Genomic DNA, 20822 nt, shown 5'->3' with positions numbered 1-20822 from the left:
GGCCGCTCAAGCTTGGGTGGCCGCCTTCGGTCGCGCGCCGGATTTCACGTCACGCCCCGCGCCGGCGGACATGGAGGCGGCCTCGCCGCGAGCCAGACCGACCGTCGCCACGATCACCACCACGAGCGTCACTGCGAGGACTACCCAATCCCAGCCGCCGGCTTCCAACGTCTCGGCGAGCACGATGATGCCGAGGATCCCGCCCACCACGGGCTTCGCCACGATGATCGTCGGCAGCGACGCGGTGAGGGCACCCGCTCGATAAGCCGATTGGTGATAGATCATTCCGGCCGCCCCGCAGAACACCAGCGCGTAGAGCTCGAAGCTCTGCCACAGCTGACCCGGCTGGTGTTCCAAAATGTCGACGACGCCTTTCATCAGGACCGCGAACACCGCCAGCAGCGTGCCGGCCACGGCCGCCAGCAGCAGCGCCGCGAGCGGGCGATCCGCCCAGATCCGCGCCCCCAGCAAACCGAGCAGTAACAGGGGGCCGATTACCACGGCCACCACGATCCAGGTGTGCAGCGGCGCGCGCTGTTGGCCGCCGGTCGGATCTCCGACCGCGATGAGCACCGCCAGCGCCACCGCCAGCACCAGCGCCCAACTCCACTCTCGTCGGGTGATCCGGTTACCGGTCATCCGCGAATAGATCGGCAGGGCGAACAGCAGCGCCGTCACCTGCAACGACATCACGAGCAACACCGAGCCCTTGTCCAGCGCGGCGGCCAGCAGCACGTAACTGCCGATGTCCCCCAACCCGCCCAGCCACCAACGCTTATCGCGCAGCAACATGCCGAACAACGTCAGGTGGCCCACCCGTTTGTCGGTGACCTCCTGCGCGGAACGTTGCCGGACCACGTTGCCGATCGCGGATGCCAGTGCGGCGCACAGGGCGAGAATGGCCGCCAGAGTTGCCTCCGACATGGCACTACCTCCTCGCTTGGGTGCGGTGACGCTACCCATCCAATCTAGCCACGCCCTCAGCGGCGGGCTCGGCGACGGTTGCCCGGGCCGGCCGGCGACGCCGCCGGGCTGCCTCAGAGCGGAAATTTCGTCCCGGTCAGCCGCTCGGACAGTTCCCAGAGGGCGGTGGCCGTCCCGGCGCGCTTTGCCGGCCAGTTGCGCCACGTCGGCTGGGTGCGGCCGTACAGTCCGAATCGCGGGCCGACGAAGGTGTCGCCCGGCAAATCCTGCGAGGCGGCATACAACGTCTGCCGGGCGCCGAAGTCGGCATCGGTGGACACGATCCGGTCGACCGCCAGGACCGCCGCGTCGCCCAGCTTGCGGCCGGAGTTGCCCTGCAGGCTCGTGTGCGACCAGCCGGGGTGGGCGGCCAGCGCGCGCAGCGACGTGCGGACGCCGTCCAGCCGCCGCTGCAACTCCTTGGTGAACAACAGGTTGGCCAGCTTCGACTGGCTGTAGGCCAGCCACGCCGAGTACGGACGCGACTGAAAGTTCAGGTCCTTGAGGCTGATGTAGCCGAAATGGTGCATCAGCGAGGACACCGTCACCACGCGGTCGGTCAGCTTGGGCAACAGCAGGTTGGTCAGCGCGAAGTGGCCGAGGTGGTTGGTGCCGATCTGGCCCTCGAAGCCGTCGACGGTGACGGCATGTTTGGTGGCCATGATGCCGGCGTTGTTGATCAAGACGTCGACACTGTCGATGCCCTCGGCAAAGCGCCGCACCGAGGACAGGTCTTGCAGGTCGAGTTGCCGTACCTCGGCTTTCCCGGTTGCCGAGGCGGTCATCCGCGCGGCGGCGGCGTGACCCTTGTCGGGGTTGCGGACGGCCAGGATCACATGCCCGCCGACCCGGACCAACTCGCGCGCGGTGACCTCGCCCAGCCCGGCGTTGGCACCGGTGATGACGACGGTTCGTCCGGTGAACGAGGGCAGCTCCGCTGCGGTCCAATCGGCCATGGCAGACACCTTAACTTCGCAATTGCGACGGCGGCCGCCGGGCCGCGGGGCCTTGCGGCGGCGTGCGGGAGCCTTACTGGTCCACAGTCGCGCACGGGTATCGTGCCTGGGATGACCAGCGAAATCCCACCTGGACGGTTGCCGCGCGCAAGGCAAGGGCGGGATTTTGTCAGGTGCGCGTCGGGGATCACCGGATGTATCTAGGCATCATCGTCAATCCGAAAGCGCGGAAGAATCGCACCGCTTCCGCCGACCGCATCGCCGAACTGCGTCGCATCGTCGGCTCCCGCGGAGAGGTGCACTCGACCCACTCGATCGAGGAGCTGCGCGACACCATCCGGCAGCTCGCACCGCGGGTCACCCACCTGGTGGGCGACGGTGGCGACGGTGCGCTGCACTGGTTGATCAACGAGATCGAGCGCTGCATCAGCGATCCGCAACATTGGCCGGCGTTCGTCCCGACCAACGGCGGCAGCGTCAACGCCGTCGCGCGCAAAGCCCGGGTGCGCGGGCGGCCCGAAGCGATCATCCGCGCGCTGACGGCCGCCGCGGAGGCGGACCGACCTCCGCCCGAGGTGAGCCTGGACACGCTCGTGCTCGATGGCCAGACCGCCGACGGCGCCGCGTTTCATCGGCTCTGCTTCGGGCTGGCGGCCGGGGGCGTCGGGAACCGTTTCTACGACCGGTATTACGACTCACCCGATCACGGTCGGCTGGCGGTCGCCCGGGTGATCGCTCGCAGCTTCGGCGACTACATCACCTCCAAGGTCGCCCCGGCCCGCGTGAAGACGCCGAATTACGCCTCCATCCTGTTCACTCCGACGCGGGCGCGCGTGGTGATCGACGGCGATGAGGTCCCCTCCCGCACGCACAGCTTGCTGCACGCCGGCGCGATCGACCTGCGTATCGGCGGCCCGCTTCGGTTGTTCCCCAAGGCTTCCGAGCCCGGTGCACTGCACTTCCAGGCCGGAAACCTACGGCCATCCAAAATCGTGGCGCAGCTTCCGACCGCCCTTACCAACGGCATGCTCCGCGGCAACGGGCTCCGCGATGTCAACGGCCACGAGATGCTCATCGAAGCCGAGGACGAGCCGCTGTCGCCGATCATCGACGGCGAGCGTTTCCTCGGCATCGTGAAACTGGTGGCCCGCGCCGGCCCCCGCATCCGCATCGCCCAGCCCGCCTAGCCGACGCCCAGAATTGCGTTTCGTGCTTTGCGATTTCGGCCAATAGATGTGACGAAGTTAAAAGCGTCATTCCAGCCAGACAAGCATTTGGCGGAAATAGTAAATGCGCGAATTCTGAGATACGTAGTTCAGTATCTCAGGGGCATTCACGGTAATAGTGCCTGGTAGCCGACCACTGAAGTACTGAAGTCCGTAGGCGCGTAGCTCAGCATTCGCGCAATTAATTTCGACGCCTAAGTTTATCCTGTGAATGTGGTGCGGAACGGCCGTTAATGCCGCTCGATGTTTTGCTCGGGGCGGGCACACAGCGCTACATTGGATTTATATTTACGACGAAAGTCGTTGTCGGGCTAAGCCAACCTGGAAGGGGGATCACTCCTACGATGGAGACGCTGATCGATTACCTGCAGATGTGGGAAGCGCGCAGGCCGGACCAGACCCTCTTCCGGTTCGTCGACGCCGACGGGCGCGAACTCGAGCACTACACCTACCAGGCCTTCGCGGAGCGCACCCGCGAACTGGCCGCCTACCTGGCCACAGAGGCCGGCCTCAAGCCGGGCGATCGTGCGTTGCTGGTCTACCCACCCGGTCCGGAAATGATCGCGGCGCTGTACGCATGCGCGCGCATCGGGGTGATCGCCGTTCCGGTCAGCCCTCCCTTGCCGATGTCGTTTGATTCGGGGCTGGCCAAGCTCAGCTTCATCGCCCGCGACTGCCAGGCCGTGGCCGTGCTGTCGACCAAGCAGTTCGAGTACGACTTCCGCCTGCTGCTGGGTCAGCGCGGTGCGCAGGTCTGGACAGGCGGCCCGGACGCCGGCCTGCCGGAGCTGCCCTGGTACGCGACCGACGCGGCCCAGGACTTCGGCGGCGCCCCGGTCGCGGACACTCCCGGCGAGGTGTTCTTCCTGCAGTACACCTCGGGCTCGACCAGCGATCCCAAGGGCGTGATCGTCACCCACGCCAACGTGATCGCCAACGGCTCCGCCTTCACCGGCGACGTGGTGCTGGCCTCCTGGCTGCCGCAGCATCACGACATGGGGCTGATCTCGGCCTACATGTTCATCGTGCTGCTGGGCGGATCGACGCATGCGATGTCGCCGCTGGACTTCCTCGCCCGGCCATCGTCGTGGCTGCGGCTCATCAGCGACGTGCACGCCACCCACACTCCGGGACCGAACTTCGCGCTCGAATACTGCCTGCGCGAGGACAAGCTGCCGACCAGCGAATTGGCCGGCGTAGACCTGAGCAGCCTGGAATGCATCGTGGTGGGCGCAGAGCCGCTGCGCGCCAAGACGTTTGCTCGTTTCCGGCAGCGGTTCGCCGAGTATGGCTTGCGACCCGAGGCGCTCACCGGCGCCTACGGTATGGCCGAATCGACCCTGATCGTGTCGATCCGCGGGCGCCAGACCATCGCGGTGAACAAGCGCGGACTGGAGCGCAACGTCGCTCGCGTCGAGAAGGCGCTGCCGGAGAACAGCAACCAGGTCCCGTTGGTCAGCTGCGGCAAGCCTATCGAGAGCAGCCTGGTTCGCATCGTCGATCCCGAATCGCGGCAGGCGCTGCCCGACGGGCGGGTCGGCGAGGTCTGGCTGGCCGGACCGTCCAAGGGTGCCGGCTACTGGAACCGTCCGGAGCTCACCGCGGAGATGTTCGGCGCAAGCATTTCCGGCGATGAGGAGCACACCTACCTGCGGACCGGGGATCTGGGCTTCCTCTACGAGGGCGAGCTGTTTGTCTGCGGCCGCAGCAAGGACCTGATCATCGTCCGCGGCGTCAACTGCTACCCGTCCGACATCGAAGCCATCGTCGAGCGCACCGCCGCGCACGTCCGCAGCGGCTGCGTCGCCGCCTTCTCGGTCGAACACGACGAGTCCGAGGCGCTGATCGTCGTCGCCGAGGTGCGCGACCAACACAACCCCGACCCGAAGGCAGTGGCCCGCGCCGTCCGGCGGCACTGCCACATCGACCCGCACGCGATCGTTTTCGCGCCGCCGCGCATCATTCCCAAGACCACGTCGGGGAAGATCCGGCGGGCGTCGACCCGGCAGCTGTGGCTGGACGACAAGCTGCCGGCCTTCACGACCTGGATCAACCAGTCGGCCAACCGGACTCACGATGGTCTGGCCGCGGGTCCGCTGGAGCGGTTCCGCAACCTCATCGAGAGCTACGACCTCACCGGCGACGAGGACTGCTCGTTCGCCGACCTCGGCATCGACTCGCTGGCGTTGGCCGAGCTGCGCACCGACCTGCAGGCCCTGCTGGAGGAGAACGGCGCGGGGGAGCTGGCCGAAGAGGTCAACACCCGCCTGCTGCAGCGGCTGACGGTCTCCGAATTCTTCAGTCTGGTAAGCCAATTCGGGGACGGATCCGGCCAAGCGCTGGCCGCCCTGCGCCGCGCGTTGGATCAGATCTCCGCCGACTACGAGGCCCGCGAGGCCGCCCAGATGCGCGCCGACGCGGCACTGCCGTTGCCGGAGCTGGCACCCGCGCGCCCGGGTGAGCCCACCGATCTCCTGCTGACCGGCGCCACCGGATTCCTGGGGCCGTTCCTGGTGAGCAGCCTGCTGGCGCGGACCTCCTACACGGTGCATGCACTGGTCCGCGCGACGGACGCCGCGCACGGCCTGGACCGCATCGTCGCGTCGCTGCGCCGCGCCCAGCTCTGGACGCCGGCACTGGAGGCCGACGTGCGGGCCCGGGTCCGCGTCGTCTGCGGTGATCTCGCCGAGCCCGCACTGGGCATCGGGGAGGCGGCCTTCCAGCAGCTGGCCCAGGACGTCGACGTCGTTGTGCACAACGGCGCCCTGGTGAACTACGTCCGGACCTATGACGCCCTGCGTCCCGCGAACGTGGAGGGCACCCGTGAGCTGTTGCGGCTGGCGATGATCAACCACCGCAAGGCTTTTCACCTGGTCTCCAGCACGTTCATCTACGGCTGGAGCACCCAGCCGGTGGTCGGCGAGTGGGATGCCAACGAAAAGATGGCCGGACTGGACTTCGGCTACTCGCAGACCAAGTGGGTCGGCGAGCAGCTGGCGCTGGCCGCACAGCGCAAGGGACTCGACGTCCGCATCTACCGGCCCTCGCTGATCTCGCCGACCCGCGCGGGCTTCGGCAGCCAGGACGACATCCTGGTGCGGCTGACGGCGTTCATGATCGAGCACGGTGTCGCCGTCAACGCGCTCAACCAGATCAGTCTGCTGCCGGCAGACTTGATCGCGGATCACATCGTCACGCTGATGGGCCTGCCGGACGAGTCGGGCAGCGTCTTCAACATGACCGCCGACGACTACTACAACCTCACCGACGTCACCCGGATCCTGTCCGAGCGGTACGGGTATCGCTTTGAATACCATGACATCCCGTCGTTCACCGAGCAGCTGAACCGCCGCTGCACGCCGAACGACCAGATGTACCCGCTGGTCGATTTCCTCACCCGATCGGCGGACAAGATCGCGGCGATGCGGGACAAGCGCTACGACAACACCCAGTACCGTCACCGGCGGGGGCTGGCCAAGGTCCGCCTGCGCGAGCCGGCCCTGACCGAAACGGTCGATCATCTGGTCCGCTTCTTGCGCAGCGAACGGTTGATCACCGAGGTAGAGGGCGACGCGCAGCGCAGCGCATAGCCTTACGATCTGGCGGATCGAACCGGCGACGGAAAGGGGATGGCACACGATGTTCACCGTCGATGACAAGGCAACGGGACCGCACGACGCCCGGCTCGACCATGAGCGGATCGTCCTGCAGGCGCGTGACGTCGACTTCGACTGGTCGACGCTGCCGTTCTACTACGTGCCGAACGAACCCTTCACCACCCACTTCTGCAACGTGCTGCACCTGTTGCTGCCGGCGGGTGAGGAATTCATCGTCGCCGCCTTCAAGGACACCTTGCCGCTGATCAAAGACGACCAACTGCGCCGCGACGTGCAGGGATTCATCAGCCAGGAGGCCATGCATTCCCAGGCGCACGCGGGGGTGCTCGGGCATTTCGCGGTCAAAGACATCGACGTGACGCCGTTCACCGACCAAATGCGTTGGCTGTTCACCCAACTCATCGGTGACCGGCCGCAGTGGAGCCCGCGCAGGCGCCAGAGCTGGCTGCTCGAGCGGGTGTCGATGGTTGCCGCGCTCGAGCACTACACCGCCATCCTGGGCGAATGGATTCTCGACACCCCGCAGCATGACGCCTTAGGCACCGACCCCGTCATGCTGGACCTGTTGCGCTGGCATGGCGCCGAGGAAGTCGAGCATAAAGCGGTCGCCTTCGACACCATGAAGCACCTGCGTGCCGGTTATTGGCGGCAGGTGCGCACCCAGCTGCTGATCACGCCGGCGTTGCTGTGGTTGTTCGTCCGTGGCGTGCGGTTCATGTACTCGGTCGACCCTTACCTGCCGCCCGGCACCAAGCCGCGCTGGCGGGACTACTTTCGCGCCGCGCGACGGGGTTTGGTGCCCGGGCCGTTCCAATTCCTGCGGGTCATCGGCGCCTACTACCAGCCGAGTTTCCATCCGTCCCAGCTGGGCGGGGTGGGCCGCGCGGTCGACTACCTGGCCTGCTCACCGGCCGCCCGCGCGTCGCACTGACGATGACGACCGAAATGGCTTCAACCTCTGTCGTCGCCTCCGACGGCGTGCGACTGGCGGTGCATGCCTACACCGACATCGACCCCGGGCGGCCGACCATCCTGGCCATTCACGGCTATCCCGACAACCACCACGTGTGGGATCCGGTGGCGACGATTTTGGCTCGCCGATTCAATGTGGTGGCCTACGACGTCCGGGGCGCCGGCCAATCCTCAACGCCGGCAGGCCGTTCGGGGTATCGGCTGCCGCAGCTGGTCGCCGATGTCGGCGCGGTGATCGAGCGCCTGGGCGTGGACACCGTGCACCTGCTCGCCCACGACTGGGGATCGATCCAGGCGTGGGCGGCGGTCACCGACGACACGGTGATGCCCAAGATCGCCTCGTTCACGTCGGTCTCCGGGCCGCACTTGAATTACGCGGGCAAGTTCCTGCGGTCAGCGCGCACGCCGCGCGCGATCCTCGACGTTGTCAAGCAGATTCTGGCCTCGTCCTACATCTGGTTTTTCCTGTGCCCGGCACTGCCCGAGCTGGCGATCCGGTCGGGGGTGACGGTGAAAATCTTTGAGGCGGTTGAGCGTATCGGTGGATCGAGTACCGGCGGCGGGCGCGGTGCGGCGTACCGCTCGGTCGATGATTACCTCAACGGGCTCAACCTGTATCGGGCGAACATGCCCGCACCGATGCTGTCTCCCCCGGCGACGTTGCCGCAGACCACCGTTCCGGTCCAGGTGCTCATCGCCCGCGACGACTACTTCGTATCGCCCGCCCTGCAACGGTTTACCGGCTCTATTCCCGACGGCAGCCGGGTCGTCCCGATCGAGGGCGGCCACTGGGTGGTCACCGCCCACCCCGACGTCATCGCCCGGCTCACCGCCGACTGGGTCGACTCGATCGACCCGTCCGCCGACCGCGGCACCGGACAGATGTGAGGATGATTGTGGCACAGACCATTTGGGACAGCATTCCGGCAGACCTGTACGGCCGCCGCAAACGTGATCGTATGTACACCGCGTTGTACGGGGTCGGCACGCTGTTCGGCGGCCTGGCGTCGGCATCGCGGTGGACGTCCTCGCGGGTGCAGCCCGTCCGGCGCACAACCACCGCGATCGTCACCAACCGTGAGTTGGTGGCGCCCGATGTGGTCGCGTTGACGTTGGCCGACCCCGCGGGTGGATTGTTGCCCGGCTGGACTCCCGGTGCGCATATCGACGTTCGGCTGCCGTCGGGCCGTCGCCGACAGTACTCGCTGTGTGGTTTACCGGCCCGCCGCACCGACTACCGCATCGCGGTGCGCCGCATCGCCGACGGCGGCGGGGGCTCGGTCGAAATGCACGACACCTTCAAGGTGGGCGACAAGTTGGAGTTCGAGGGGCCGCGCAACGCGTTCTACCTCGTCACCGACGAGCGCGAGGTGCTGTTCGTGATCGGCGGCATCGGGGTGACACCGATCCTGCCCATGATTCAGACGGCGCAGCAGCGCGGAATCGATTGGCGTGCCGTCTATGCCGGCCGAAGCCGGGAGTACATGCCGTTGCTGGACGAAGTGGTGGCGGTGTCCCCCGACCGGGTCACCGTGTGGGCCGATGACGAGCGCGGTGGATTCCCCACCGCCTCCGACTTGCTCGCCGACGCAGGCGCGGCGACGGCGGTCTACGTGTGCGGCCCCACCGCCATGCTGGAAGCGGTGCGCACCGCGCGTAACGAACACGTAAACGCGCCGCTGCACTACGAACGTTTCGGCCCTCCACCGGTGGTCGATGGGCTCCCCTTCGAGCTGGAACTGGCCCGCTCGAAGCGGATCCTCAGTGTGCCGGAGAACCGGTCGGCGCTCGACGTCATGCTCGACCGCGATTCCACCACCGCGTACTCCTGCCAGCAGGGGTTCTGCGGCACCTGCAAGGTGAAAGTGCTTGCCGGACAGGTGGATCGGCGCGGGCGATGCGCAGAGGGAGACGACGAAATGCTGGTCTGCGTTTCCCGCGCGAAATCCGGGCGCGTGGTGATCGACGCCTGAGCGCTGAAGATGCGCCACGTTTGACCCCGTGCCGTGCAAAATGACCACGTGCAGGGATTCGGCTTTCCCACCCTGGCGTTGCTGACCGCCGTCGGTTTCGCCGGCCCGGTGCTGGCCTCGGTGCCGCGGCTGCGGATACCGGTGATCGTCGGCGAGTTCATCGCCGGTCTGGCCATCGGCAAGACGGGTTTCGGTGTGGTCGATGCCGCCGACCCCACCTTCGGTTTGTTCGCGAACATCGGCTTCGCGCTGGTGATGTTCGTGGTGGGCAGCCACGTCCCGGTCCGCGACCCCGCGATGCGTTCGGCGGTGCCCAAGGCGCTGGCGCGAGCGGTGCTGGCCGGCGCCGCCGCGGCGGCCCTGGGGGTCGGGCTGGCCGCGCAGTTCGGTACCGGTCACGCGGCGCTCTACGCGGTGCTGATGGCCTCGTCCTCGGCGGCGATGACGTTGCCGATGATCGATTCGCTGCGCTTACGCGGCCCGCAGGTGCTCTCGCTGACCGCGCAGATCGCCATCGCGAATGCGGCCGGTATCGTCCTGCTGCCCTTGGTGATCGACTTCCATCACGCGGCGACGGCGGCGCTGGGTGGGTTGGCGATCACTGGCTGCGCGGTGCTGCTCTACGCGCTGCTGCGCTGGGTCGACCGCAAGGGCTGGCGGCAGCGCATGCACGACTATTCGCACAAGAACGAGTTGGCGCTGGAACTGCGGATCAATCTGCTGGTGCTGTTCGGGCTCGCGGTAGTGGCCGTCAGCACCGGCGTGTCGATCATGCTGGCGGGCTTCGCGCTGGGTTTGGTGATCGCCACGGTCGGCGAACCGAGGCGGCTGGCGCGTCAGCTCTTCGGCATCACCGAGGGTTTCTTCAGCCCGGTGTTTTTCATCTGGCTCGGCGCCTCGCTGCAGGTGCGTGAGCTGGCTTCGCAGCCGAAATACCTTCTGCTCGGCGCCGGACTGGGCCTGGGCGGCGTGCTGGCGCATTGCGTGGGACGGCTGGTCGGCCAGCCGCTCAGCTACGCGGTGATGTCCTCCACGCAGCTCGGTGTGGCGGTGGCCGCCGTCACCATCGGCACCCAGCAGCACCTGCTTGCCGCGGGTGAAGCGTCGGCGTTGATGTTCGGCTCGCTGCTGACCATCGCCTGCACATCGATAGCGGGTGCTGTCGCGGCGAGTCGGCAACGCGCCGAACCGGATCAGCCCGCCAAGGCCGCCACCTGACCGGCGTCGCCCACTGCGGCGGACCGTAGGTCGACAAAACCATCGAAACCGCGTTGCGTACCGGGTTCAATCTCCTACCCCTGGGTCATGCTTAGGCAATGCCGAGGAAAATGCTGCGGGCGAAGCCGCGACAAGAGTCCGGGTCGAAAAAGCCCGCGCTGGGTATCTGGCGGGCCGCCGGCCTGAGCATGGCCGTGATCGTAGCCGCGGCGGTGCACGGATTGGGCGCCCTGGTCGGCGCGGCGGTCGTGCTTCCGGCCATCTACGCGTTGGCGCGACTGCATGCGCATACCCCAGACGCACGCAACACCGCCGAGTTGATCGGCGCCACCCTCGGCCGGCGAGCGGCGACGGCCGCCGGCATCGTCCAGTTGTGCGCCTACCTGGTGCTGGCGGGGAAGTTCGCCACTACTCTCGGATTGGAACTGCTGCAACTGTTTTCGCCAAGCGAAGACCCGGTGAGGATTGTTTCATGGTTACCGTTCGCCGCCGTGGGGGCCGCGGTCGTCGTCGGTGCCGCCGCCTGTGGGTCTCCGACTGGAGGCGTCGCGTCGCTTGTGGCACTGCTGGTGATCGGGGGCCTGCTCGTCTACGTCTACCTCGCCGTGGCGGTGACCGCCCGCATCGCGGCCGGCAGTGACGCGGTCGTCATCGGCACGGCCGCAACGCAGAGCCAATTATCCGGCCAGCTCGTCGGCTTCGGCCTCGGAATGGTGGGCGTTGAACTGATCACGGTCCGCAGTGCGCGCATCGCCAGGCCTGGGAGGTCCATGTCGCTGGCCGTCGCGTTGGTGTCGGTGGCGGCGGTGGTGCTGTGGGTCGGTGATCACCAGGGGGTGGTGGGGCCGTGGCGATGGAGCGCCAAACATCTGGCCGAAGCGGTGCCACAGTTCTACGCCGCCCCGGGCCAGAGGTGGATGGTCATCGCAGGCCTCAGCCTGGCGGTGGCCGCCGCGTTGTCCTCGGCGTGGGCGGCGGTGCGCGCCGCCGCGGGTATGGCGGTCATGCGCGGCGCGACGCCTCATGCCGGGTTGCGACTGGCGATGCTCGGGCTCGTCGCGGTGATTGCCGCCGTAATCTCGACGCACGGCACGCGCTGGATCGGCCTGATCCTCCTGGGCGCAGCGCCCCTGTTGTTGATGGCGCTGTATGTGTTTGCCACAGAGGCTAATTCGCGGATACCCGGCGACAGCGTGGTGGCCTGGTGGGTCCGGCTGCTGATGCCGGCGGTGGCCGTGCTGGCCGTGGTGAAACCGCTGGTGGACTCCCGGTTCGCCCCGGTGGAGGTGGCGACGGTGATCACCGCCGCGATCGGGGTGTGCGCCGCGGGCGCCGCGGCGGCGCTGCTGAGGCGGTCTCCGGATCGCACCGCGAAATCTGCGTAGTCTTACGGAATCCGGGCCGGCTACTCACCCTCGACGCGTAGAGCGCGCAGGTTCGCGTCCGTGCCATCGGCAACGCCATCACCGGAGGGGTGGACCCGTTGGTGCGCCGTCAGCAACAGGTGATCGAATTCCGACTGGGTGTTCAGCGGCAGGCCGGCGCGGCGGAAATCTTGGGCGATCTGCTCGGCCAGCGGCCGTAGCTTGACATTCGCCTCCTGGGACAACCATTTGAGCAACTCGAAGGCCGCCTGGTCGTTGATGCCGTAGACCAGCATCAACATGCCTTTGGCTTGCTCGATGCCGGCCCGATTCTCGCTGATCTCAGCGAGTTTCGCGCTCATCCGGTCTTCCTGCACTTGTTCGTGCGGTCCGGAGACGTCGATGTAGAACCCGTATGTTCCGATCACGTCGCCGTCGTCGTCGAGGATCTGGTCACCTACGACCACGACGTGGTGCACGTCTCCGCGGGTATCGACGATCCGATGGCGTGTGCTGAATGCCTGGTGCGTATCCACCATTTCATCGATCGTGGCCGCGACGTGTCCGCGGTCGTCGGGATGCTTGTGGGACAGCACCAGTTCGGTGGTCGGAGTGACACTGCCCGGCTCATACCCGTGCATTCGTTGCACTTGTTCCGACCATTCCCAGCGCTGGTCGGTGAAATAGAAGCGGAACCAGCCCGCCGGTTGTGCGTCCCCGCCGGCCAACGCTTGTTCGACGTTGGCCGTCTGGCCGTCGAGTTCCCATTTCATGGTGTATCCGCTCTTCCCGGTGCCGGGCGAGGCGTTCGTTCGCACCGGTGGCCTGGGGCCGGCGGCGGGCGGCGGTTGGAGGAGTCCGCGCACGCGGGCGCGTGCGAGAGGACCGCCGCCCGGCCCGCCGGTCAGTCAGGCGTTGATGACCTCGCGCTGGGCGCCCTCACGGACGGCCCGGGGTGAGTCGCCGCGTCCGACGGTGATCTTGCGCGGCTTGGCCTTCTCTGCCACCGGAACGTGCAGGCGCAGAACGCCTTCGGCGTAGGAGGCCTCGATCTTGTCGGTGTCGAGGTTCTCGCCGAGCACGAGCTGGCGGCTGAACACGCCGCGCGGCCGCTCGGTGGCCAGCATCTCGCGGTTGGGGTCGACGGCCGGCCGTTCGGCGCGCACCGTCACCACATTGCGCTCGATGTCGATGTCCAGCGAGTCGGCATCGATGCCGGGCAGGTCGAACTCGACGACGAACTTCTCGCCTTCCCGCCAGGCGTCCATCGGCATCACCGCCGGCCGGGCGGCGGTACCTAGGACCTGGTGCGCGAAGCGGTCGAGCTCACGGAAGGGATCTGAACGCATCAGCATGGTGGTCACCTCTCACTCCAATCTAGGCGGTGGGTCGGCAATTTCCTATGTCTAATGACATAGATTTGATATAGCATCCTCGACAGAATGATGCAAGTGTGCTAGATAGATTTTTGGGCCGATAGCCGGAGGAGCCGGTAGCTGAAGGAGATGGCTGATGGTCGACTACCGCGGCGACGCGGGTGCCCCCTCGTCCGACCATGGTGTGTATGGCATCTCGGTGGCCGCCGAGCTGTCCGGGATCGCGGTGCAGTCGCTACGACTCTACGAACGCTACGGCTTGATCACACCGGCGCGTAGCCGAGGCGGAACTCGCCGGTACAGCGCCGATGACCTGGTGCGGCTCAAGCGCATCAGTGAGCTGGTCGACGCCGGGGTGAACCTGGCCGGCGTCGCACGCATCCTCGATCTGGAAGACCACAACGCCACGCTGTCGGCGGCCAACACCGACCTGCGCTCCACCAACCGCACCTTGCGGGCAGCCGCGAAGGCAAGCAAGCCCGTCGAGCCGGACACCGTCTGAGCCGATCGCGGATTGCACCGACCCAGGTCGGGTACCCGTCCCGCTATGCGTTCAAGGAGAAGCGATGGGTGAGTTCACGGAAACCGGTGCTCAGGTGGTCGATGGTGCACGACAGGAAGCGGACGCCTACCGCGGCGACCACGATCGACCGTTGGGCGGCTATCTGGCCGTGATGGTCGTCTACGGCGCGGTGGTGGTCGGTGCGGTGCTGGTCGGGCTGGCCACCGGCCGCACGTTGCCGACCCGGTGGCGGGTCCAGGACTTGCTCATCCTGACCCTGGGCACCCACAAACTGTCGCGAACCCTGAGCAAGGACGCGGTGACCAGCCCATTGCGCGCGCCGTTCACCCGCTACGCGGGCACCGGCGGCCCGGCCGAAGTTCAGGAGGAGGTCCGCGAACACAGCCAGCTGCGGCACAGCCTGGGGGAACTGCTGACCTGCCCGTTCTGCCTGGACATGTGGGTGGCGACGGGGTTTGCCATCGGCCTGGTATTCGCGCCCCGGTTCACCCGGTTGATCGCGGGCGTGTTCAGCGCCCTGGCGGGCGCGGACTTCCTTCAGCTGGCCTACGCGGTGGCGCAACAGTCGGCCGAAGGCTGACGTCCCTCCGGATAAGGGGTGCCTCAGCTCGTCTTCGGCATCGGGATACCTTCGCTGGCGGTGAATTGCGCGTCGTCCTCCGAGGACAACCCGATCGAAACGACCGAACGGGCGAACAGCGCGTCGGTCAGGTAGGCCAGCGACACCGCCCACCGATTGACGCCCCGTGGAATCGCATACAAGTGGTACGCCCTGGTGACGGCTTTGGCGGCCAACCCGGACAAATGGATGTTGAGCGGGTTGGCCACCGCGTAGCGCGGTCCGAGGTCGACCACCAGGCCGAGGTTGCGGTGCTTGTAGTCCTTGCTGCTGCCGTAACCGAGGCTGGCGGCGACATTGCGGGCCAGCGCCTTGCCCTGCCGGGTCGCGTGTTGGGCGGTCGGCGGTGTGACCTTGCCCGGTTGGGTCAAATCGGGAACCGCGGCCGCGTCACCGGCCGCGAACACCTCGGGGTGATCCGGCACCTGGAGATCGGCCTGCACGGTGAGCCGGCCCTTTCCGGTCGGTAGCCCCAGGTTCTGGATCAACGGTGCGCCGGTCACGCCCGTCACCCAGGCGATCGTGCGCGTCTCGATGCGCGAATTATCGCTGAGCACAACGTGATCGGCGTGTGCCTCCTTGAGGGTGGTGCCGAGCCGGACGTCGATGCCGCGCTTGCGTAACACCTTGAGCGCGGCATCACCCAGCTTCTTTCCCACCTCGGGCATCACCTGGTCGGCCATGTCCAGCAGCAGGAACCGCACCTCGGCCGGGTTGAAGGCCATCTGCTTGGCCGCCGCGTCGGCCAGCGCCCGCAGCTGCGCCACCAGCTCAGTGCCCGAGTAAGAAGCGCCGACCACCACGACCGTGCGCCGGGCCGCGGCGACCCGCGCATCGTCTTCGATATTGGCCAGCTCCAGCTGCTCGACGAAATGGTCTCGCAGGTAGAGGGCCTCGGCGGTGGTCTTCAGTCCGCGAGCGTGCCTGGCCAGCCCCGGGACATCGAACAACCGTGTCACCGAGCCCGGCGTCAGCACCAGCCGATCCCAGGACATCGAATGGCTGCGCTCTTCGGGATCGCAATATGTCAGCGTGCGCCGGGCGAAGTCCACGCCGTCCACCCGGCCGCGCACGGCGCGTATCCCCTTGAGCGAATTGGCCAGCGGGACAGCGACAAAGCGGGCGTCGACGACGCCGCCGGCGACGTCCGGCAGCAGCGGCGTGTACAGCATGTAGTCGACGGGCGAAATCATCGTGATGTCGACCGACGCACGCCGCCGGCGCAGAATCCGGGCCAGTCGACGCGCGCAGGTGAACCCGGTGAAGCCGCTTCCCACGATCACAATGGAGGTCACCGAACCGAGTGTAGGCGGCCTCCGGAAGCGCGACGGGGGCCCGCCTGGGTGCGTCAGGGCTGCCGGGCGTGAAAGGCGTTGTCCAGCAACGATTTTGACGATAGCTAGAAAAGCAGCAGCTCCTGGGGCATCCTGTCCCCGGCGCATAAGCCCGCCGCACGCCTCGACCCGTTCGTTATCTGACCTTGCACTTCGCTCAATGGCTCATAGACTTGGATGGGCGTTGGCAATCGCACGGTGTCAATTTCGTCGTGACGCCAGTGGAAAATGGTTCCGCGGCCGAGACGGGCTTCAGGGGTGATGGTTATGCGAGACGGCAGCGCCACGATCGTGAACCAGCTCGTGGAACTGGTGACGAACCTGGAGTGGAACAACAGCGACACCGCGGCCGGGCTGCACGAGCTCATCGACAACGGGGTCCAGCACGTCACCGGTTCTGAATATGCGGGGATCACCCTGGCCGAGAAGAGCAAGTCCGTCAGCAGTGTGGTCGCCACCCACCACTACCCGAAGATCCTGGACGCGATTCAAAACAGGTTCGGGGAGGGGCCGTGCCTGGCCGCGGCCTGGGAGCATCACGTCATGCACATCGCCGACCTGAGCGCAGAGCAGCGCTGGCTGCGCTACCGGCGGCATGCGCTCGAGCAGACCCCCATCCGCTCCATCCTGGCTTTCGAGTTGTTCGTCGATGGCAGCAGTATGTCCGCGCTGAACTTCTACGCCAACCGCCCGCACGCCTTCGACCAGGAGGCTGTTGAGTTGGGCACCGTGTACGCCACCCATATCGCCCTGGCGTGGTCGATGATGCGGCGCCAGGACCAGTTCCGCAGCGCCCTGGCCTCGCGAGACGTCATCGGGCAGGCCAAAGGGGTCATCATGGAGCGCTTCAATCTCGACTCCGTCGAAGCGTTCAGGTTGCTCACCCGGCTTTCACAGCAGTCCAACACCCGGCTGGTCGACGTTGCGGCCGCACTCATCGACAGCGAACACCCGCTCAAGCGTCCCCGGCGTTAACGCCTTCCCCGACAACGTTTTCCGCTGTCGTGCAACCCCACCGACGTGACGGGCCCATCCTTTCCGTCGCGCCGATGGCGTTTCGACAGGTGCGAGACGGGTATCGCATTTCACATGAAGGCTGTCACGTGGCACGGCAAACGCGATGTACGGGTGGAATCGGTGCCCGACCCCAAGATCGAGCAACCCACCGACGCGATCATCGAGATCACCTCGACCAACATCTGCGGGTCCGACCTGCACCTGTACGAGATTCTCGGGGCGTTCATGAACCCCGGGGACATTCTCGGTCACGAACCGATGGGAATCGTACGTGAGGTCGGCGGCCAGACGGGTGACCTGCGAGTGGGGGACCGGGTAGTCATCCCGTTCCAAATCTCCTGCGGCAGTTGCATGACGTGCAAAGAGCAGCTCTACACGCAGTGCGAGACCACTCAGGTGCGCGAGCAGGGCATGGGGGCGGCGCTTTTCGGTTATTCGGAGCTCTACGGGTCCGTCCCCGGCGGACAGGCCGAGTTGCTCCGCGTCCCGCAGGCGCAGTTTACCCACATCAAAGTCCCTGTGGGGCCGCCGGATTCACGGTTCGTCTACCTGTCGGACGTGCTGCCCACCGCCTGGCAGGCGGTCGACTACGCCAACATCCCGCCCGGCGGCTCGGTCACCGTGCTCGGGTTGGGTCCGATCGGCGACATGGCCGCGCGGATCGCCGATCATCTCGGCTACCGCGTCATCGCCGTCGACCTGGTGCCCGAGCGGCTGGGCCGCGCGGCGAAACGCGGAATTCACACCGTCGATCTGGGGCGGCTGGACTCCTCCCTTGGTGACGCGATCCGTGACCTGACCGACGGTCGGGGAACCGACTCGGTCATCGACGCGGTCGGCATGGAGGCGCACGGCTCGCCGGCCGCCAAACTGGCGCAGCAGGTTGCCGGGTTGCTGCCCGATGCGCTGGGCAAGCGGGTCATGCAGACCGCCGGCGTGGATCGGTTGTCCGCCCTGTACTCCGCCATCGACATCGTGCGGCGTGGCGGGACGATCTCACTGATCGGCGTGTACGGCGGTATGGCCGACCCGCTGCCAATGCTGACCCTGTTCGACAAGCAGGTGACCCTGCGGATGGGACAAGCCAACGTCAAGCGCTGGGTGGACGACATCATGCCGCTGCTGACCGATGAGGACCCGCTCGGTGTCGACGACTTCGCCACTCATGTGCTGCCCCTGGACCAGGCCCCGCACGCCTACGACATCTTCCAGAAGAAGCAGGACGGTGCGGTGAAGGTCATACTCCGGCCGTGATCGGCTACGGCACAAAGGTTTTCGTTCGGCCAGGGTGAGAAGGGGTGCCGTCACAGTTTGACGGCTGTGTAGGCAGGGTATTGAATCCGCCATGACCACCGCAGACGCCCTCGCTCCCACGCCCACCGGAGAGGTGTGGCCGGGCAGGGCCTACCCGCTGGGTGCCACGTACGACGGAGCGGGCACCAATTTCGCCGTGTTCAGCGAGGTGGCTGAGCGAGTGGAATTGTGCCTGTTCGATGCCGACGGCACCGAAAGCCGCATCGTCCTTCCGGAGGTCGATGGCTTCATCTGGCACGCTTACATCCCCAACATCGAACCGGGCCAGCGCTACGGCTACCGGGTGTACGGTCCGTACGACCCGCAGGCCGGGCTGCGGTGCAACCCGAACAAGCTGCTCGTCGACCCGTATTCGAAGGCCATCGACGGCTCCTTCGAGTGGAACCAGTCGCTGTTCAGCTACAACTTCGGCGACCCCGACAGCCGCAACGACGACGACTCGGCGGCCAGCATGCCCAAGTCGGTGGTGATCAACCCCTACTTCGACTGGGGCAATGACCGGCCGCCGGACCACCAGTACGCCGACACGGTCATCTACGAGGCGCATGTCAAGGGCCTGACCATGACCCACCCGGACATCCCGGAGCCGTTGCGCGGCACCTACGCCGCGGTGGCGCACCCGGTGATCATCGAGCACCTCCAAAGTCTCGGTGTCACGGCCATCGAACTTATGCCGGTACACCACTTCGCCAACGATTCCACCCTGGTGGACAAGGGGTTGTCGAACTACTGGGGCTACAACACGATCGGCTTCTTCGCGCCCGACTTCAAGTACTCCAGCGCCACCACCCCGGGCGGCCAGGTCCAGGAGTTCAAGGCGATGGTCCGCTCGCTGCACGAAGCCGGCATCGAGGTCATCCTCGACGTGGTCTACAACCACACCGCGGAGGGCAACCACCTGGGCCCGACCCTGTCGATGCGCGGCATCGACAACGCCGCCTACTACCGCCTCGTCGAAGACGACAAGCAGTACTACATGGACTACACCGGCACGGGCAACAGCCTCAACGTCGGACATCCGCACGCGCTGCAACTGATCATGGATTCGCTGCGCTACTGGGTGACCGAGATGCACGTCGACGGCTTCCGCTTCGACCTGGCCGCCACGCTGGCCCGCGAATTCTACGACGTCGACCGCCTGGCAACGTTTTTCGAACTCGTGCAACAGGATCCGACGGTCAGCCAGGTCAAGCTCATCGCGGAACCGTGGGACGTCGGCCCGGGCGGATACCAGGTGGGCAACTTCCCGCCACAGTGGACCGAGTGGAACGGGAAGTACCGCGACACCGTGCGCGACTTCTGGCGCGGCGAGCCGGCCACCCTCGACGAGTTCGCCTACCGGCTCTCCGGATCGGCGGATCTCTACGAGCACACCGCACGGCGGCCGGTGGCGTCGATCAACTTCGTCGTTGCCCACGACGGCTTCACGCTGCGCGACCTGGTGTCCTACAACGAGAAGCACAACGAGGCCAACGGCGAGGACAACAACGACGGCGAGAGCCACAACCGGTCCTGGAATTGCGGAGTGGAGGGGCCGACCGACGACCCGGAGGTCAACGCGCTGCGCGCCCGCCAGCAGCGCAACTTCTTGACCACGCTGCTGTTGTCCCAGGGTGTGCCGATGATCAGCCACGGCGACGAACTCGGCCGCACCCAGAACGGCAACAACAACGGCTATTGCCAGGACAACGAGCTCACCTGGATCGACTGGTCCAGCGCCGACACCGGCCTGCTGGAATTCGCCCGCGCGGTGTCCGCACTGCGCGCCGAACACCCGGTGTTCCGCAGGCGACGATTCTTCTCCGGCAAGCCGCTGGGCCGCCGCGGTCAGGACGGACTGCCCGACATCGCCTGGTTCACGCCCGAGGGCACCGAGATGACCGACGAGGACTGGGGTACCGGGTTCGCCAAATCGGTCACCGTGTTTCTCAACGGTCATGGCATCCCCGACCGCGATCCGCGGGGGCAGCGGGTGCTCGACGACTCGTTCCTGCTGTGCTTCAACGCGCACTATGAGCCCATCGAATTCACCTTGCCGCCAAAGGAATTCGGGGCGTCCTGGCAGGTCGTCGTCTTCACCGGTCCGGACGAGGAGACGCCGGCCGACGAGGTGCCCGGCGGCGGCACGTTCACCGTCGATGCGCACACCGCCGTAGTGCTGCAGGCCCCCGACGCCGGCTAGCGAGTCCACCCGGACAGGCGCGGACACCCGCCCAGGCCGGCGGAAGCGTCCGCTGATGCCGGCTGGCCGTAGCGGTCTTGCCGAAATTGCGGACACCGGTTGCCCTTTGCCGCAGAATATTGATGCCGCCGAACCGTCGGCGCCGCCGTGGACAGCGCGGCGAGATGC

17 protein-coding genes are annotated in these 20822 nt (G+C 66.7%); 12 read left to right on the top strand and 5 right to left on the bottom strand.

Annotated features, from left to right (window positions below; genetic code table 11):
- Positions 1-6: 6 nt before the first annotated feature.
- Positions 7-924, bottom strand: a complete 918-nt coding sequence (locus tag ACIUM1_RS08315) for a DMT family transporter (protein WP_406816721.1) — start codon at positions 922-924, stop codon at positions 7-9.
- A gap of 113 nt (positions 925-1037) precedes the next feature.
- On the bottom strand, positions 1038-1919 hold the full coding sequence (locus ACIUM1_RS08310) for an oxidoreductase (protein WP_406816720.1): 882 nt from the start codon (positions 1917-1919) through the stop codon (positions 1038-1040).
- Positions 1920-2113: 194 nt separating this feature from the next.
- Between ACIUM1_RS08310 and ACIUM1_RS08305 the strand changes: the two genes are divergently transcribed.
- The 7 genes from ACIUM1_RS08305 to ACIUM1_RS08275 all read left to right on the top strand — a co-directional run bounded on the left by ACIUM1_RS08305 (position 2114) and on the right by ACIUM1_RS08275 (position 12310).
- A complete protein-coding gene (locus tag ACIUM1_RS08305; RefSeq protein WP_406817593.1) occupies positions 2114-3106 on the top strand; it encodes a diacylglycerol/lipid kinase family protein in 993 nt (330 codons plus the stop codon).
- Between the two features lie 383 nt (positions 3107-3489).
- The gene (locus tag ACIUM1_RS08300) at positions 3490-6735 is read left to right on the top strand and encodes a thioester reductase domain-containing protein (protein WP_406816719.1); all 3246 of its coding nucleotides are present in this window, start codon (positions 3490-3492) and stop codon (positions 6733-6735) included.
- 49 nt (positions 6736-6784) lie between these two features.
- A complete protein-coding gene (locus ACIUM1_RS08295) occupies positions 6785-7693 on the top strand; it encodes a metal-dependent hydrolase (RefSeq protein WP_406816718.1) in 909 nt (302 codons plus the stop codon).
- Between the two features lie 2 nt (positions 7694-7695).
- Complete coding sequence (locus ACIUM1_RS08290; protein ID WP_406816717.1) at positions 7696-8622, top strand: alpha/beta fold hydrolase; 927 nt, start codon at positions 7696-7698, stop codon at positions 8620-8622.
- A 2-nt stretch (positions 8623-8624) separates the two neighbouring features.
- Positions 8625-9707 (top strand): PDR/VanB family oxidoreductase, encoded by a 1083-nt coding sequence (locus tag ACIUM1_RS08285; RefSeq protein WP_406816716.1) that lies wholly within the window; start codon positions 8625-8627, stop codon positions 9705-9707.
- Between the two features lie 33 nt (positions 9708-9740).
- Entirely contained in the window at positions 9741-10925 is a 1185-nt protein-coding gene (locus ACIUM1_RS08280) for a cation:proton antiporter (RefSeq protein WP_406816715.1), read from the top strand.
- 98 nt (positions 10926-11023) lie between these two features.
- The gene (locus ACIUM1_RS08275; RefSeq protein WP_406816714.1) at positions 11024-12310 is read left to right on the top strand and encodes a hypothetical protein; all 1287 of its coding nucleotides are present in this window, start codon (positions 11024-11026) and stop codon (positions 12308-12310) included.
- Between the two features lie 20 nt (positions 12311-12330).
- Here ACIUM1_RS08275 and ACIUM1_RS08270 read toward each other — a convergent pair whose 3' ends face one another.
- A complete protein-coding gene (locus ACIUM1_RS08270) occupies positions 12331-13062 on the bottom strand; it encodes a PAS and ANTAR domain-containing protein (RefSeq protein ID WP_406816713.1) in 732 nt (243 codons plus the stop codon).
- A 135-nt stretch (positions 13063-13197) separates the two neighbouring features.
- On the bottom strand, positions 13198-13644 hold the full coding sequence (locus ACIUM1_RS08265) for an Hsp20/alpha crystallin family protein (protein WP_406817592.1): 447 nt from the start codon (positions 13642-13644) through the stop codon (positions 13198-13200).
- A gap of 157 nt (positions 13645-13801) precedes the next feature.
- Between ACIUM1_RS08265 and ACIUM1_RS08260 the strand changes: the two genes are divergently transcribed.
- Together ACIUM1_RS08260 and ACIUM1_RS08255 are read left to right on the top strand one after the other, a co-directional pair.
- The gene (locus tag ACIUM1_RS08260) at positions 13802-14167 is read left to right on the top strand and encodes a helix-turn-helix transcriptional regulator (RefSeq protein ID WP_406816712.1); all 366 of its coding nucleotides are present in this window, start codon (positions 13802-13804) and stop codon (positions 14165-14167) included.
- A gap of 64 nt (positions 14168-14231) precedes the next feature.
- Positions 14232-14768 carry a DUF1360 domain-containing protein gene (locus tag ACIUM1_RS08255; RefSeq protein WP_406816711.1) on the top strand — a complete coding sequence of 179 codons (537 nt, stop codon included), beginning with the start codon at positions 14232-14234 and terminating at the stop codon, positions 14766-14768.
- Between the two features lie 23 nt (positions 14769-14791).
- Here ACIUM1_RS08255 and ACIUM1_RS08250 read toward each other — a convergent pair whose 3' ends face one another.
- Positions 14792-16102, bottom strand: coding sequence for an NAD(P)/FAD-dependent oxidoreductase (locus ACIUM1_RS08250; protein WP_406816710.1), 1311 nt, complete (start codon positions 16100-16102; stop codon positions 14792-14794).
- 306 nt (positions 16103-16408) lie between these two features.
- Between ACIUM1_RS08250 and ACIUM1_RS08245 the strand changes: the two genes are divergently transcribed.
- The 3 genes from ACIUM1_RS08245 (at position 16409) to glgX (ending at position 20654) form a co-directional block, all read left to right on the top strand.
- Complete coding sequence (locus tag ACIUM1_RS08245; RefSeq protein WP_406816709.1) at positions 16409-17116, top strand: GAF and ANTAR domain-containing protein; 708 nt, start codon at positions 16409-16411, stop codon at positions 17114-17116.
- A gap of 114 nt (positions 17117-17230) precedes the next feature.
- The gene (locus ACIUM1_RS08240) at positions 17231-18412 is read left to right on the top strand and encodes a zinc-dependent alcohol dehydrogenase (protein WP_406816708.1); all 1182 of its coding nucleotides are present in this window, start codon (positions 17231-17233) and stop codon (positions 18410-18412) included.
- Between the two features lie 91 nt (positions 18413-18503).
- Positions 18504-20654, top strand: coding sequence for a glycogen debranching protein GlgX (gene glgX, locus ACIUM1_RS08235; protein WP_406816707.1), 2151 nt, complete (start codon positions 18504-18506; stop codon positions 20652-20654).
- Positions 20655-20822: the final 168 nt, after the last annotated feature.

Source organism: Mycobacterium sp. M23085 (assembly GCF_045343915.1).
In the GTDB taxonomy this organism is placed as follows: domain Bacteria; phylum Actinomycetota; class Actinomycetes; order Mycobacteriales; family Mycobacteriaceae; genus Mycobacterium.
This window is presented reverse-complemented; position numbering and strand designations above follow the sequence as displayed.